The following is a 15,288-nucleotide window of genomic DNA, read 5'->3' as shown; positions in this document are numbered from 1 at the left end:
TTTGCACGCTCCAAAGAAGCGACGGAGTTCGCCGTACACTGCGGGCATGACGCCTCGCTCTGCCAGTCTGCTCGCACTCACCACGGCCATCCTCGCGGAGACCAGCGCGACCACCGCACTCAAGGCATCCCATGGTTTTACACGAGTATGGCCAACCGTGACGGTCGTGCTGGGATATGCGATTGCCTTCTACTGCATGACGATTGCGCTGCGCACACTGCCTGTTGGCGTGGTTTACGCCATTTGGTCCGGTGTCGGGATCGTGCTGATTTCGCTGCTTGGCTGGTTCGTCTATCGCGAACACCTGGATGCTCCCGCCATCGCCGGCATCGCGCTGATCTGCACGGGAGTCTTTGTCATTCAGATGTTCTCGCACGCCTCCGCACACTAGGCAGACGCTGCCATCACCGGGCCGAGATGTTCTTCAGATACATCGCGAGAAGCTGCTGAAACTCTGCTACGACGCGCGGTTGGTCTTTGGGGGCAGCCTCGGTATACAGCGTCTTCAGACCTTTGATCATCTGGACCAGTACGTTCGCGCAGAGCATCGCATCTTCTTTTGAAAGTGCCGGCGCCTTCCTGCGGAGTGCGTCCGCAATCGTCGATCGAAGGCTTTGGCGCGCGGCTGGATCACCAGGAAACTTGATGGGCGAGGTCGACAGTTGCAGGTACGCCGGGTGGGCTGTCACCACGTCGATCAATCTCTCCACCATCTGTTCTGCAAACTGACGGTGCGACAACTCGCCGATGCGTTCGAGTAGTGGTGTCCACAACGCCAGAATCTTGGTGCGGTACTTCTCAAGCAAAGCCTTCGCAAGCGCTGTTTTATCGGGAAAGTAGTTATACAGCGCTCCGATGGACGAGCCACTGCGCTCCGCGACCGCCGTCATCGTGGCGGCTTCAAATCCCACCTCTGCAAATAGATCTTCGGCGACCTCCAGAAATCGCTCCAGACGCCGCGTTGCGCGGTCCTGCTGCGGTTCCCTGCGGGACATGGACTTGGGCGGATTTGACGAAACCGAGGGCACCCTCATATTCTAAGCCAGACAAGAAGTTGAGGATACCCTCAGCTTTCGAAAGACAGGAGATGAATTGTGAGTGATCTAAAGCTTGATATGTCAAAGACGGCGCTGGTACTGATCGATCTGCAGAACGGCGTCGTGGGGCGGGACACCAAGCCCTACACGGCGATTGACGTCGTCGAGCGCGCCGCGACGCTGGCGGAAGCCTTTCGGGCGAAGGGGAGCCCTGTTGTCTATGTGCGTGTGAACATGAGCGATTTCATGAGGCTTCCGTCCGACGAAGTCATGCAGCTTCCCAAAGACATTCCAGCAGCTGCTTCGGAAATTGCGGTTGCTGCCGGTATGAAGGCGGGCGACGTCTTGGTGACGAAGCGTCACTGGGGTGCGTTTGCTGGTACGAACCTTGAAGAAGTGCTGCGCTCGCGCGGGGTGAAAACCGTCGTCCTCGGTGGGATTGCGACGAACATTGGTGTCGAGTCGACGCTGCGGCAGGGCACTGGCCTGGGCTTTGCATTTGTGACCGTCGAAGATATCTGCACGACCTTCTCACCGGAGATGCAGAGCTTCGCCTTTACTGCGATCTTCCCGCGTCTGTCGAATGTCAGCACTACCGAAAAAGTGATCGCAGCCATTGGTTGAGACACTCCCAGAGACGGACCGCCTGCCCGCTGATGTGTGGAAGGTAGTCACGGTTGCCGTGCTGGGATCGTTCCTGGCGCAACTGGATGCGACGGTGGTCAACGTGTCGCTCTCGACCCTTGCGGTGGAGATGCACAGCACGCTGGCCACCGTGCAGTGGGTGACCAGTGGGTACCTGCTGGCGCTGGCGTTGATGCTGCCGCTGAATGGCTGGCTGGTGGACCGCATCGGCGCCAAGCGGCTCTACCTCTGGTGCTTCACGGCATTCACCGCAGCGTCGGTGCTGTGCGGTGCGGCGAGATCGGCCGAGTCGCTGATCGCCTTCCGCGTCTTGCAGGGATTGTGCGGAGGCCTGCTGGCACCCATGGCGCAGATGATGCTGGCACGTGCCGCAGGGCGTCACATGGCGCGTGTCGTGGGCTATGCCGCGGTGCCGGTCCTGTTGGCGCCGGTGCTTGGACCTGTGATTGCCGGAGCGATTCTTCAGCACGCCAGTTGGCGCTGGATTTTCCTGCTCAACCTGCCCTTTGGTCTGCTCGCGATCGCGCTTGCCAGGGTGTTCCTGCCCGACGACGAACTAAACGATCAGCGGCGAAGCTTTGATGGGGTTGGCTTCCTTCTTCTCTCTCCGGGGATCGCACTCTTCCTGTATGGCGCAGATCATGTCGTTGACCGGCGCGGTCAGGCGTTGCTTGCATTCTCGATTCTGCTGATCGGTCTGTTTGTGCGGTCGGCAAGACAGAAGGCGGGGGCCTCGATCGTTGACCTTCGACTATTCCGCAATCGTGTCTTCCGTGCGGGAACACAGGTGCAGTTTCTTCAAAACGGCTCGGTCTTCGCAGCGCAGATGCTGCTGCCGATCTACCTGATTCGCGCGTGCGGTGAGTCGCCGTCGAAGACAGGCCTGTTACTGGCGCCGCTTGGTGTCGGCATGATCTGCGTGTACCCGCTGATGGGCACATTGACGAAGACCTTTGGCATTCGCAAGGTGAGTGCGATGGGGGGCATTGTCAGCCTGCTGAGCGCGCTGCCGTTCGTGTATTTCGCGCAGCACAGCATCGCCGGTGTTGCACTTGCGGTGGCATTATTCTTTCGAGGGATGGGCCAGGCAGCCATTGGTACGCCATCGATTTCGGCTGCTTACAACGCTGTCGCTAAGCCGCAATTACCCATGGCGACGACAGCGCTCAACATTGTCCAGCGGCTGGGCGGGCCCACGCTGACGACAGCGCTCGCTACGTTTCTCGCATGGCAGATGCATGCGCATGGCACTGCTCCCAGGGTCTTTGTCGCGGCCTTTGCTCTGCTTGCGGCGCTGCACGCGGCCCTGTTGCTGGCGACGTTTGCGCTGCCTGCGACATTGGCTGCGACCCGACCTTCAGGTCGCGCTGCGTAAATGACAGGAGCCGTGGCGAGGCGAATCCGCTATGCTTCTTGGCAGTGGAACCTCGGCGCAAACGTAGACTCTATTCCCTTGGTGTACCGGCGGCTTTGCTGCTGGCGCTGATCGTGGCGCTTGTGCTGCGCTTCCATGCGCCGCCTGAGGTGGCCCGACTGCTGCCTGAATCCGATGCCATCCTCTACTTCAATCTGAAGCCGGTACGGGCCGCAAGTCATTTTGATGAGCAGCCGGTCAACGCCTCGCCGGACTATGCGCATTTTCTGGACGCGACCGGATTTCGCTGGGACCGCGACCTGGACCGCATCGCAGTCTCGTTGCACCGAATGCCCGATCCGAATGGACCAAATGGCGTGGTGGCTTATACGGGTGTCGCCGAAGGCCGCTTCGATGCAACGAAGCTGACCGCTTTTCTGAAGAGCAACAGCGTGTCAGTGGAGAACTACGCAGGCCACGACGTCTATACGATTCCAGGCAATGAGGGGCGTACGCTGCGTGTGAGCGCGCTGGGTTACGACATGGTCGCTGCCAGCAACATGCCCATGCCGGAACAGATCCACTCCGTCATCGATCGGTATGCCGCAGGTGCTTCGCCCTTTGCGGGTTCGTCGCTGCTCAGTCTGCGCTACCCACAGGTGCCTTACTTCGCGTTGGCATGGGGCATCGGGCATGTTGGGCTGCCCTTCAGCGATCGCGGCAGCATCCAGGTCTTCGGCGTCACGCTTCCCCTGAGTGAAGACACGGACTTTATCGCATCGGTCAGCTTCCGCGGCAGTCTGCATCTGCGCCTGGAAGAGCTTGCCACAAACGAAAGTCAAGCACAGCAGACTGCGGCGAACCTGACGACGATCGTCAACCTGGTCCGCGGCTTTACGCCGGCAACCGGAACACCGCAGGACGTTGCACTGCACCAGACCTTCGAGTCCCTGACCGTGGAGCAGAAGAAGTCCCGCGTGGTCCTATCGGCGAACCTGTCGCCAACCCTGCTGTCGTCTGCGGCTAAGTCGAAGTAGCTCGCCGAGGCATGTACTTCGATTCGCGGCGGGCGAGTCCAGCCACGCAGCCGAAGCCGAGCAACGACAGCAGACCGCCCAGCCACTGATCGGCTGTGCGACGATAGCGGAGCTCGACCGTGTGAGGCCCCGCGGTTGGTAGCGGCACGGCGGTCAGTCCGTCGGAGCGATACGGGAGATCGGTGATCTCCTTGCCGTCACGCAGCACATGCCAGCCCTGGAATCTTCGCATACGGATCACCAGGAACTCCGCTGGGCCGGGGGCGGTCACGCTGAAGATCAGGTCATCGGGATGCGGTACACTCTCGCGCGGCAGCAGCGTTCCTTTGACGGGTATTCCATTCTTGCCCTCAGGAACACCCCTGGCCGACGATGCGATCCATGCGGCTGGCAGTTGAATCTCGAGCGCTTCGTTGTTTGCGCCGACCGGTGTGTACTCGTCGGTTTGCTCAAAGCCGTCCCCATGTGCGAAGGCCATGCGCTGCGGCGTCAGGCCTTCCTCGTCATCGCAGCCCTGGCGAAAGCCCTGATTTGCGCCCAGAAATCCAGCGAGTGCAGCGATGCAAAGGCCGGCGCCAGCCAGCGCCGGCCAGGGCAGACGCGAAGCGCCGCGCAACTCTCCCAGACGTTCCACACACAGCGCCAGCAGCAGGATCGAGACGGCCGCCTGCATCGCAAGGAAGCGCCATGGAAACTGCAGGAAAACCAGTTCCGGAGCGAAGTGCCAGATGGGCCAGCTGAACTTCGTCAGAAGAAACATGACGATGACTGAGAAAACCACGAGAACCGGGATGGCAATGGCGGCCGCATCTGAGCGGCCGCGTTCCATCAGCGTAATCGTGTCGCGGCTTTGCATGGAGTGGTAGCTTTCGACGCGATGTTTCCGCAGCATCAGCCAGGAACAGCCACACACCACGGCTAACGCCACCAGTCCAATACCGATCAATGAGGAGTGCATTAGAACGCCGTCATGGAACTCATCGCCGGTATGCGAGAACAGGTAGTTTGCGTCGGGTCGCGCATTTGGAACGATGGCGAGATTGAGTTGCACATACTTCCGCTCAATCGCCATAGGCACCAGATAGAAGGCATCTGTCAGCAGGCCCAGCGCAAAGCCGCCCGTCAGCACGCCTGCGTAATATCGGGCAGCGACGCGATTCCTGCGCCACAACAGGATGAGGCGGCCGCCACCCACCAGGAGCAATGTGTAGCAGCCAACGACCGCAGCAGGAGCGTTCGTCAGCCACAGTAGTGCAATGGCGACGGCGACGCGCCACAGGCTGACGCGCGGACGCAGCAGAGCGGCCAGCAGGAGCGGCATCCACGCGGCGGCCATCAGTTCCGCGTAAGCGGTGCGCTCATAGGCGCAGAAGAGCATGTAGGGATTGGCGAGGTAGACGCATGCCGCCAGCGTGGCGACGCCGCCAGTAGTCCACCGCCGCACGAGGCGATGCATCGTGAGGCCGCTCAGACACAGGACAAGCCACGTGAACGTGGTCGAGACTGACACCCAGGGCAGTACGGACGTGAGCAGAGCACCCGTCATCCAGGACAAAGGCGGATAAAACAGCAGTCTAGGCTCGCCCGCGTTCCATGCCGCGTGGAAGGCCCATATCGGTTTCAGGATGCCGTGATGCCACTGCGCGCTCGCCTCCATCCAACTGCGTAGATGGAAGTCAAAATCATGGCCGCAGGAGTAACCGTAGATCGCGAGCGGCAGCACGGCAACAAGCGCGGCGAGAGCGATTACGAGGTATTGAATCAGTCGTTGCGTTCGTGCCGTCATGGTGTCAGCACCATACGATGCAGCGAGACGCTGTTTGCGCTTCCGGCGAAGGGCAGATCCTGACGCTGGCCGCGATACCAGGTTGACCAGCCGTCCATGAACCACGGACTGGCGGGATTGCCGCTCTCGCCCATGGGCAGACTCAGGGAATCTTTTGTCGGCTCGGCAAGGTCGGCGATGAAGCGCATGCTCGCGCTGTGTTTGCCGTTGGAGGCGCGTACCGTAACTCCACTGCCGGGCATCGGTTGAGCGCCGGTTCCCCCGATGCCGAGGAGTGCGCGCAACCACGGGATTGCGCCGAAGACAGGGTGCTCCAGATCGAGCGTATGCCACGAGCCCCACGTCCAATCTCGAAGTTCAGCGGTTGCTCCGTTGTCTTTCATGCCGCGATCCAGCGCCGCCGTCAGCAGCGCATTCCAGTCCGCAAATTGTTCCGGCAGCCACTGCGACGGCTGCGTCTCAATCATCCGCTCCAGCACGTAGCTGCTGTTGCCCGCACCGTAAAGATCCCAACTGCTGCCCAGCTTCGGCTGCAGCACCATGGGCAACAATGCGCGCCGGGTCGCAGCGGTCAGGCTGGCCGCGGTGGAGTCAGCCGTGATGTGGCCGTCCCATTTCCGCAGGATGTCGGCTGCCTCGCGCTCCCGTCGGGTCGGTGACTCTGCGTGGTCGACGGCAGACACAATGTGTTCCGCATAGACCTTATCCAGGGCAGAAAAAGTATCGTTCTGCACCGCAAGCATGTCGGCCGCAGTAAGAGCATTGCGGCCCTCCAACAGCTTCCAGATGCGTTCGTTGCGATATGGAGCGGCCCAGTCGAGGGTGATGCCGTAGGGATAGCCGGTGGGCGTCGTGCGTGCGTTGGCGGTGGCCACCACGCCGTCTTCGGGATCAGTCACCTGTGGCAGAGCATCGTAGGGAATCCACCCCGTCCACTCGTAGGTGCCAGTGTTCACGGGAACCGGAGTCAGGCCACTCTGTCCATCCGCACCGCGCAGAGGAATGCGTCCTACCAGGTGATAGCCGATGTGTCCGCGGTCATCGCCCCACACAAGGTTCTGCGCGGGTGCGCCATAGTTGCGGAAAGCTTCGAGCAGCGCGGCGCCGTCCTCTGCGGAACAGACGCGATACATCGGCAGGCTGGCGATTGCGGCTTCGTAGACGGGCCATCGCAGAGCCACGCTACGCGTCTCATGCGGATAGAGCGGGGACAGTATGGGAGTGGGTACACCACCGTGAGAGGTCAGCAATACGTCGAAGCTGACGCTTTTGCCGCGTTTCACCCGAATGGTCTCGTGATCGTGCTCCAACGGATACGTCGCACCATCTGCACCACGATAGTGGTTGCCGCTGACCTGCTCGACGTACAGGTCCTGCACGTCCGCTGTACTGTTTGTAAATCCCCAAGCCACGTGCTGGTTATGTCCAATGACGAGGAACGGCAGTCCCGGTATCGCCGCACCGCTGGCGTGGAAGCTGCCGGACTCGAGTTCTACCGTGTACCAGATGCCTGGAACTGTAAGAGACAGGTGGGGATCGTTGGCGACGAGCGGCTTGCCGCTCTGGGTGTGTGCTCCGCTGACGGCCCAGTTGTTGGATCCGGCCTGGCATTCCCCACACTGCAACGAACCCACGAAGGGCGCAAGAACAGCCTTGGCATCCAGCAGGTCCTGCACATGCGAGGGTGACGCGAGTTGTGTGACCTCGTCGTCTTCGCCCAGGTCGTCCGGGTTCGGCCTGTTTGCAACGGCTGCGGCGCCGGCGAGTGGTGGGTGATCGCGGAGCGTCGTTACGGGATAAAGGTCACCCAACAGGTCCTCACCCCGCGAGGTATGTCCCGCGAGCAGCGTCTCGACGGCTTCGCGATCGAGCTTGGAGGGATAGACGGTGCTCAGATCTTCGGTCATCGCGAACTCGACCAGCAGGGAGTCCATGGCGGTCCAGCGCTCTGGTTCGTAGCCGAGCACGCGAAACTCCGCGGGCAGATGACCGCCTGCTCGTAACAGATCCATCTGCACATTCACGCCATCGGCATAGCGGTCTAACTGATGTCGCTCGGCGGGGTCCATCAGGGGCAGCGCACGTGCAGCGGCCTGGCGCAACTGCAGGTAACGCTGTGTGCGGTCATGCTCGACCATGTCGCTGCCAAGCACCTCGGCCAGCCGGCCGGTCACGTGACGGCGCAGCATGTCCATCTGCCATAGACGATCGCCGGCTGTCACGAAGCCCTGCGCGAAGACGAGATCATCGACACTCTCAGCGAGGATGTGAGGGATGCCGTGGGCATCGCGCTCCACGGTCACGGGCGAGGCAAGGCCCTGCAGTCGCAGCGAGCCATCGGTCTGTGGAAGGGAAGCACGCAAAGCATGGCTCAGCCAGAGGCGTGCGCCCAATGCAGCCGCCAAGAGCAGAACGACCAGTACCGCCGCACCAGTCGCAGTTCGGTGCAGCGCACGCCGTCGCCGCTGCAGGTGACCGCTGTCGGTTGTGGTCTGGGTCGTCGACATTCTTCTTCCAGAGTCTAGATGCCGCAGGGCTTAGCGGTGTTATCGGCAGGCAGAAAAGCAGGGCTGACCCGCCGGAAGTGTCTGTCTCGCCAAACCCGTATCGCATCGGAGACACTAGAGAGGTGACCCCGACCCTGTCTAATCTTCCGGCCCTCCAGATCGAGATGCTCGCTCTGTTGATTGCCATTGCGGTCATCGCAGGTATCGCACGGCGGTTGAGCGTTTCCTACCCCATCGTCCTGGTCATCGCCGGGCTGGCTTCGTCTTTCATACCTTCCCTGCCGCGCGTGCCGCTGCCGCCGGACCTGGTGTTTCTTGTCTTCCTGCCACCACTGCTGTTTGCCGCGGCATGGCAGACCTCGTGGACCGACTTCAAATACAACATCGTCTCCATTGGATCGCTGGCGATCGGCCTTGTGTTCTTCACGGCGATTGGCGTGGCTATCACCGCACACTACTTCCTACCCAGCTTTGACTGGCGTGTCGGCTTCCTGCTGGGCGCGGTGGTTTCGCCCACGGACGCTGTGGCGGCAAGCTCGATCGCAAAAAAGATCGGCATGCCGAAGCGCATAGTCGATGTTCTGGAAGGCGAGAGCCTGCTGAACGATGCAACCGGCCTGCTGGCGCTTGAGTTCGGCGTGGACATGATCATCAACGGCACGACACCAACCATTGGCGCCGGGCTTTTGCGGCTGCTCTGGCTGTTCACCGGTGGCGTGGCCGTTGGACTGGTTTGTGGCTTTGTTGTGACGTGGTTTGAGAAGTGGATCGATGACGGCCCTGTCGAGATTGCGATGTCGTTCATCGTGGCCTACGGCTCCTACCTTGCAGGCGAATCGGTGCACGCATCAGGCGTCATCGCGGTTGTCGTGTGCGGACTGTATCTCAGCCGCAAGTCGGCGACGTTCTTCTCGCCGACCGTACGACTGCAGACGATGGCAGTCTGGGATGCAGCAGAGTTCGGACTCAACGGCCTGGTCTTTCTGCTGCTGGGCCTGCAACTGCCGGTGGTGCTTGCGGGTATCCGCGACTACAGCCATGTGCGCGTTGTAGCTTACGGACTCGGCTTCGCCGCGACACTGGTGGCGCTGCGCATGATCTGGTGCTATCCCGCGGCACTGGTGACCTACAAGATCCGGCGTTACGTACAGCATCAGCCTGAGAATGTGCCCACTCCGCGGTCGATCTTCGTGGTGGGATGGACGGGCATGCGCGGCGTTGTGGCGCTGGCCGCTGCCAGTTCGCTGCCATACACGCTGGGCAACGGCCAGCCGTTCGCGCAGCGCAACATGATCGTCTTCCTGACTTTCTGCGTCATCCTGGTCACGCTGGTGCTGCAGGGCCTGACGCTGCCGGCACTGGTGCGGGCTCTTGGTCTGGGGAACGAAAAGGCAGATGGCTGCGATGAAGGAGAAGCCCGTCGCATCCTCATTCGCCGTGCCATGGAGCATCTGCAGAACTGCAAGCCGGGCGAGGATGAAGACTTACACCACGCCTACGATGACCTTCTGCATCAGTACGAGCACCGTCTTGAATCGATTCAAGATTGCGGTCCGGGCGTCCCCGCCATGGATCGGCACGCACGGACAATGTCTACCGTGATGCTTGAAACAGTCCAGGCGGAGCGCGAACAGTTGATCGAACTTCGAGAGACCGGACGAGTGGATGAGAGCGTCTACCGGACGCTGGAGCGAGAACTCGACCTGAGCGAGAGCCGTCTACAGTCCGTGGCTTGACGCATCTGGCTTCAGGGCGAATCCTTGGAGGTGTGAACCTACGCGTCCTGTTCCACAACAACTGCTTCGATGGCGCCTGCTCGGCGTCGCTGTTCACGCGCTTCCACCGTGACTGCATCGGCACGGCTGAAAGCTACGACTACAAGGGCCTGATGCATAAGGCCGGAGCGCAGTTTGACGAGGCTGATTTCACCGGGGGTGAAAATGCCATCGTTGACTTCAAGTACTCCAACTCGCCGAAGATCACATGGTGGTTCGATCATCATCAGAGCGCCTTTCTGACGGAAGGGGATCGCCAGCGATTCGAACTGGAAACGCAGAGTAGCGCGGTCGATGCACCGAAGTACGTCCAGCCACAGAAGTTCTTTGATCCGCTCTATGTTTCCTGCACCGGTTTCATCGCGGACATGACGCGCCTCCACTACGGGTACGACAGCAGCGACCTGCGCGAGTTGATCCACTGGGCAAATATCATCGACGGCGCAAAGTTCGAGAGTGCCCAGGCAGCCGTGGAACTAGCCGAACCTGCTCTGAAGCTGATGACGGTCATCGAGTCTGTCAGCGATCCGGCCTTTATCCCGCGCCTGATTCCGCTGCTCACAGCGCAGCCTCTATCTGTCACGCTGCAGGAAGGCTTCGTGCAGGCTGAACTGGGGCCGCGGCTGGAGAAGCATCAACGTGACATTGCCTTGTTGCGTTCGCGCGTGTCCGAGGACCGTGGCGTAATCACCTTCGACATCTCCGATCAGCCGACGGAGGGGTACAGCAAATTCATCCCATACTTCCTGCTGCCCGAAGCGGTTTATGTGGTCGGCATTTCGAAGTCCAGCTTCCGCACCAAGATCAGCGTTGGCACCAATCCATGGACGACCGTGGCCGCAGATCACCTGGCCAACATCGCCGCCATCTGCGAGCGCTATGGAGGCGGCGGTCACGCTCGCGTGGGCGCCATCAGCGTGCCGGTCGACCAGCATGAGGAGGCCACGCGGATCGCTGCGGAAGTCATAGCGGAACTGAAGGCGCTGGGGCACAGAAACGTGCCGCCGGCCAATCCTGCTTAGCAAACGGCTGCAGTGAGCAAGCCCTACTTCTGGCGGCTTGCTTCGTAGACCTTCAGACGTACGTATGCGCCCTTCAACAGTGGCACCGCAACGCCCTTGGCGCGGGCCAGCAGATCGCCGAGGATGTGGTCGGCTTCGACCGGGTAGCCCTTGGTCATGTCGCGATACATAGAGGACGTCAGCGACGATCCGGGCTCGGTCATGCGCTGGATGTGTGGAGCCAGCGCGGCTTCATCTACGGGGAAGCCGTTCGCCGCAGCGATGCTGACGCTCTCGCGCAGGATCGCTTCGGCGGTCTCTGCGCCAAAGGGAACTGCCACCATCTCGCCCACCGTGCCGCCGCTGACGATGCACACAGCGCCCATGGTGGATAGGATCCACCACTTGTTCCAAAGCGCCGCGACGATATTCTCCGACAGTGTGGTGGTGAAGCCAAACGCACTCAGCACGGGCAACAGAGCTTCCGCGCGGGGGCTGCTTCCGCCGTCCAGTTCGCCGAAGGTGAAGGCGTCCAGCCTGGTCATCTGGATCACGCGACCGTCCGCATCCATATCGCTCACGATGCGGACAGAGCCCGGCATCACCCGTCCACGGCCGAAGCGCTCGACCAACACGTCAATGTGACGCATGCCGTTGAGTATCGGCAGCAGGACCGTCTCCGGCCCGATGGCAGGCTCGATGTCTTCGAGCGCGGCTTCCAGCGAATACGCCTTGGTGCTGATGATCACGACATCGAAGGGCGCGGCGGACTTGAGTTCCTCGGCTGTGGTGAGCTTTGGATCACGCAGCGTTGCGTCTCCCAGCGGACTCACAATTTCCAGTCCCTTTGCGCGCAACTGCTCGGCACGCTTACCGCGGACAAGGAAAGTGATGTCGCGGCCGGCAAGCGCCAGACGGCCGCCATAGTATCCGCCGGTCGCGCCGGCGCCCACCATCAGGATGCGCATGTATCGTTCGTGCTCCGTTGCTGCCAGCGGCAGATCGCTAGCTTGGCTTGTGGGTGAAGAAAGACAACTTCGTGATGTCGTTGAAGATGACAAAGACCGCGAAGATCAGGATGCAGACGAATGCCGCCTGGTAGATTCGTTCCTTCACTGCCGCGTTCACGTCGCGCCGCATGATGCTTTCGATGATCAGGAAGAGGATCATGCCGCCGTCCAGAACAGGCATGGGCAGCAGGTTGAAGATGCCCAGGTTCAGGCTGATGCCCGCCATCAGTTCCAGCACTTTCCACGTTCCCATGGATTGTGCCAGGCCGACCTGCTGCGCGATGCCAACCGGACCACTGAGATTGCGGACAGACACCTGCCGCTTGAACATGCCGCCGAGCACGTCGAAGATCAGCATGCTGCTCTTCGTAAAGTCATGCCATGCAGTGGCAAGCGCCGCTCCCATCGGCTGCCTGGTGGTGACTACCGGTGGCGGGACGGCCGCGAAACCGAGTCGGTACGCCGGACTTCCGTTTTGCGTCGGGGACATACGAGGCGTGATGACCACAGTGCGGTTGACGCCGTCGTGTGCGACGACGAGTGTGACAGGCTTCCCACCGCCGTCCTTCAGATAGGCGCCGGTCGCTTCCGTTCCGTGGAAGCTGTGACCGTCGATGGTGACGATCGCATCCCCGGGCCGCAGTCCGGCGATCGCGGCTGGCGCGGTCGCGTCCGGCAGGTCACTAACCACCACCGGGCCAGCCTGCATGCGCGGCACGAGGCCCAGTTCGTCAGGCAAGAAGTCTTCCGGACCACCGGTAAAGTTCACCGGGATGGTGCTGTCGATCCGCTTGCCCTGATGCACATAGGAGAACGGGACCACGAGATTCTGCTTGAGCGAACCGCGAATTTCGATGTCCTGCCAGGACGGGTGCTCAACCGTGTCGAAGCGGACGATGGAGTCGCCTGCGGCAACGCCGGTTTTGCTGGCAAGGCTGTTCTGGCTTACGTAATCGAGTTCCGACCGGTCCTGCAGGTATTCCACCGTCTCGTGATGAAAGTGCGCAATGACGGTGAAGATACCGATGGCGAGGATGAAGTTTGCGATGGGACCTGCAAGGGCGATCAGCATCCGTTGCCAGCGCGGCTTGGAGTTGAAGTTGCCGCTGTCAAGAGTCTGAACGCCAACCGGAGAGGTATCGCTCCCGGGCGCGATGTAATCCACAACAGACGGCGGATTGGCGACGTTCGTCTCCGAAGGCGACGTCTGGATCATCTCCATCTCGGTCTCGCCGGACATCTTGACGTAGCCGCCCAACGGCAACACGCAGACCTTGTAGTCGGTGCCATTGTGCACCCATCCGAAGAGCCGCTTACCCATGCCGATGGAGAAGGCCTCGACGCGGACGCCGCAGAGCTTGGCGACGGCGAAGTGGCCGAACTCATGCACCAGGACCATGATGCCCAGGATGGCGAGAAAGTAGACGGTAACGATCAGGACATGCGGAATGTGCAAGAAAACCCTCAAACCAGCCGCAGAAGCGGCAGACATCTAAGTTTAGACGCAGGTGGCAGAGATGGCGGCTCTAAGTACGTTCATTGCTGTACGTGCTGGCAAAACTCGTGGGATGGGCGATTCGTGAGGGCACGGCTTCAGCCGTGCCCATACGAAAGAAGTCGCACCCTGCGCGATCTCCCACTCTTTTGCTTCGCAAAAGGATGGGCCACCTGGGTCTAGTGGCTGACCAGAAGTTCGGCGGCCACTGTCGTTGCCGTTGCCCGGGCTGCGGCGTCGGCGGCCAGGACCTCGGCGATGCTGCCGGGGTTGGCCAATGGCGTCAGCTCCAGCACGCGCTCGATAGTCCTCGGGATGCCCAGGAAGGGCAGATCGCCCTTGAGGAAAGCGGCGACTGCAATCTCGTCCGCGGCGTTCAGGGCGATGCAGTGCGCGGGACCGGCCTTGGCCGCCTCGTACGACAGGCGCAGGCACGGGAAGCGCTCAAAGTCGGGCTGCTGGAAGTCCAGGTGCGACAGCATCGACAGATCGAACGTCAGGTCACTCGGCACTCGCTCCGGGTAGGCCATGGCGTACAGGATCGGCAGGCGCATGTCCGTGACGGACAGTTGCGCAAGGATGCTGCCGTCGACGTACTCGACCAGCGAATGGATGGTGGACTGCGGATGGACCGTGACGCGCACCTTTTCGGGCGGCAGGTCGAAGAGGCGGCAGGCCTCGATGATCTCCAGGCCCTTGTTCAGCATGGTGGCAGAGTCGATGGTGATGCGCTGGCCCATGACCCATGTAGGGTGCTTGAGCGCCTGGGCAGGCGTGATGCTTTCGAAGTCTGCAAGCGGTGTGTTGCGGAAAGGGCCGCCAGAGGCAGTGAGCCAGATCTGCTTCACCTCGGCCGCTGTTCCGCCGCGCATGCACTGGTGGATTGCATTGTGTTCGCTATCAATGGGGAGCAGGGCGACGTTGTTCTTTTTCGCAGCGGTGGTGATCAGTTCGCCTGCAGCCACCATCGCTTCCTTGTTCGCGAGGCCAATCGTTTTGCCCGCGTTAACGGCGGCATAGGTCGCCTCGAGACCGGCAACGCCGACGATGGCGCTGACGACAAAGTCCACCTCGGGCAGCGTCGCGACGCGCACCGTGCCGGCCGTGCCGTAGACAACTTCAATGCCGTGGATCGCCTCATTCTTCAGCATCTCGGAGAGCGTGTCCGCGAGGTACTCGTTAGCGATGGAGACGACGGTGGGCCGAAACTGCACGCACTGCTGAAAGGTGAGCTGCACGTTCGTGCCGGCAGCGAGCGAAACCACGCGGTAGCGTTCGGGGTAGCGCTGGCAGATGTCGAGGGTGCTGGTTCCGATGGAGCCTGTGGAACCGAGGATCGCGATGTTCTTCATCGCACTCTATTTTCGCAGATGGGGTCGTTTACTGCTGCGGCAGACGCGCTTCGAGCTGCGCGAGACGATCGCGGAACTCCATGGAGACATCAAGGTGCAGATACAGTCCCTTACGCAGGAGAAGCGACTGCGTGACGAACGTCAGACCAAGGCGATCGATCGGCTGTCCGAGAAGCTGGACTTCTCGCGGAGTTCCTGCACAAGGAGGTCCTGAACTGTCTCGCCGAGGGATGAGAACGCCTTTTCTCCCGCTTCGCCGATCTGTTTGACAGGAGCAGCCATGGGCAGA

At 61.3% G+C, this 15,288-nt stretch carries 13 protein-coding genes; 6 read left to right on the top strand and 7 right to left on the bottom strand.

Translation table 11 applies throughout. The annotated features are described in order from the left end of the window. Positions 1-46 precede the first annotated feature (46 nt). Entirely contained in the window at positions 47-391 is a 345-nt protein-coding gene (locus tag BLW03_RS06190) for a DMT family transporter (RefSeq protein ID WP_074652824.1), read from the top strand. Between the two features lie 13 nt (positions 392-404). Here BLW03_RS06190 and BLW03_RS06185 read toward each other — a convergent pair whose 3' ends face one another. Further along, positions 405-995 carry a TetR/AcrR family transcriptional regulator gene (locus tag BLW03_RS06185; protein ID WP_244501980.1) on the bottom strand — a complete coding sequence of 197 codons (591 nt, stop codon included), beginning with the start codon at positions 993-995 and terminating at the stop codon, positions 405-407. A 99-nt stretch (positions 996-1,094) separates the two neighbouring features. Here BLW03_RS06185 and BLW03_RS06180 point away from each other — a divergent pair, with 99 nt between their 5' ends. Genes BLW03_RS06180 through BLW03_RS06170 form a run of 3 tightly spaced genes read left to right on the top strand, consistent with a single transcriptional unit; the run spans position 1,095 to position 4,073 of the window. Further along, positions 1,095-1,661: an isochorismatase family protein gene (locus tag BLW03_RS06180; RefSeq protein ID WP_212733146.1), complete on the top strand. Its 567-nt coding sequence runs from the start codon at positions 1,095-1,097 to the stop codon at positions 1,659-1,661. Further along, positions 1,654-3,057 (top strand): DHA2 family efflux MFS transporter permease subunit, encoded by a 1,404-nt coding sequence (locus tag BLW03_RS06175; protein ID WP_074652821.1) that lies wholly within the window; start codon positions 1,654-1,656, stop codon positions 3,055-3,057. Before BLW03_RS06180 ends, BLW03_RS06175 begins: the two co-directional genes overlap by 8 nt. A 44-nt stretch (positions 3,058-3,101) precedes the next feature. Continuing rightward, positions 3,102-4,073, top strand: a complete 972-nt coding sequence (locus BLW03_RS06170) for a hypothetical protein (RefSeq protein ID WP_074655810.1) — start codon at positions 3,102-3,104, stop codon at positions 4,071-4,073. Here the strand turns inward: BLW03_RS06170 and BLW03_RS06165 are convergent. Both BLW03_RS06165 and BLW03_RS06160 read right to left on the bottom strand, forming a co-directional pair. Beyond that, complete coding sequence (locus BLW03_RS06165; protein WP_074652820.1) at positions 4,060-5,859, bottom strand: glycosyltransferase family protein; 1,800 nt, start codon at positions 5,857-5,859, stop codon at positions 4,060-4,062. The two genes, BLW03_RS06170 and BLW03_RS06165, sit on opposite strands and share 14 nt — an antisense overlap. Further along, positions 5,856-8,366 carry a penicillin acylase family protein gene (locus BLW03_RS06160; RefSeq protein ID WP_083350361.1) on the bottom strand — a complete coding sequence of 837 codons (2,511 nt, stop codon included), beginning with the start codon at positions 8,364-8,366 and terminating at the stop codon, positions 5,856-5,858. The genes BLW03_RS06165 and BLW03_RS06160 overlap by 4 nt, the downstream gene beginning before the upstream one ends. 122 nt (positions 8,367-8,488) lie before the next feature. Here BLW03_RS06160 and BLW03_RS06155 point away from each other — a divergent pair, with 122 nt between their 5' ends. Beyond that, on the top strand, positions 8,489-10,102 hold the full coding sequence (locus BLW03_RS06155; RefSeq protein ID WP_083350360.1) for a Na+/H+ antiporter: 1,614 nt from the start codon (positions 8,489-8,491) through the stop codon (positions 10,100-10,102). Positions 10,103-10,134: 32 nt separating this feature from the next. Beyond that, positions 10,135-11,163 (top strand): DHH family phosphoesterase, encoded by a 1,029-nt coding sequence (locus BLW03_RS06150; protein ID WP_074652819.1) that lies wholly within the window; start codon positions 10,135-10,137, stop codon positions 11,161-11,163. Between the two features lie 23 nt (positions 11,164-11,186). Here the strand turns inward: BLW03_RS06150 and BLW03_RS06145 are convergent, their stop codons facing one another. From BLW03_RS06145 to BLW03_RS20575, 4 genes are all read right to left on the bottom strand, one after another. Beyond that, on the bottom strand, positions 11,187-12,110 hold the full coding sequence (locus BLW03_RS06145; RefSeq protein WP_074652818.1) for a ketopantoate reductase family protein: 924 nt from the start codon (positions 12,108-12,110) through the stop codon (positions 11,187-11,189). A gap of 37 nt (positions 12,111-12,147) precedes the next feature. Beyond that, on the bottom strand, positions 12,148-13,608 hold the full coding sequence (gene rseP, locus BLW03_RS06140; RefSeq protein ID WP_244501979.1) for an RIP metalloprotease RseP: 1,461 nt from the start codon (positions 13,606-13,608) through the stop codon (positions 12,148-12,150). A 218-nt stretch (positions 13,609-13,826) separates the two neighbouring features. Continuing rightward, the gene (locus BLW03_RS06135; RefSeq protein ID WP_074652817.1) at positions 13,827-14,999 is read right to left on the bottom strand and encodes a 1-deoxy-D-xylulose-5-phosphate reductoisomerase; all 1,173 of its coding nucleotides are present in this window, start codon (positions 14,997-14,999) and stop codon (positions 13,827-13,829) included. Positions 15,000-15,140: 141 nt separating this feature from the next. Continuing rightward, positions 15,141-15,281, bottom strand: a complete 141-nt coding sequence (locus BLW03_RS20575) for a hypothetical protein (protein ID WP_170834980.1) — start codon at positions 15,279-15,281, stop codon at positions 15,141-15,143. Positions 15,282-15,288: the final 7 nt, after the last annotated feature.

The organism is Terriglobus roseus (assembly GCF_900105625.1).
In the GTDB taxonomy this organism is placed as follows: domain Bacteria; phylum Acidobacteriota; class Terriglobia; order Terriglobales; family Acidobacteriaceae; genus Terriglobus; species Terriglobus roseus_B.
The sequence above is the reverse complement of the archived record's forward strand: the minus strand, read 5'-3'. Positions and strand labels throughout refer to the sequence as shown.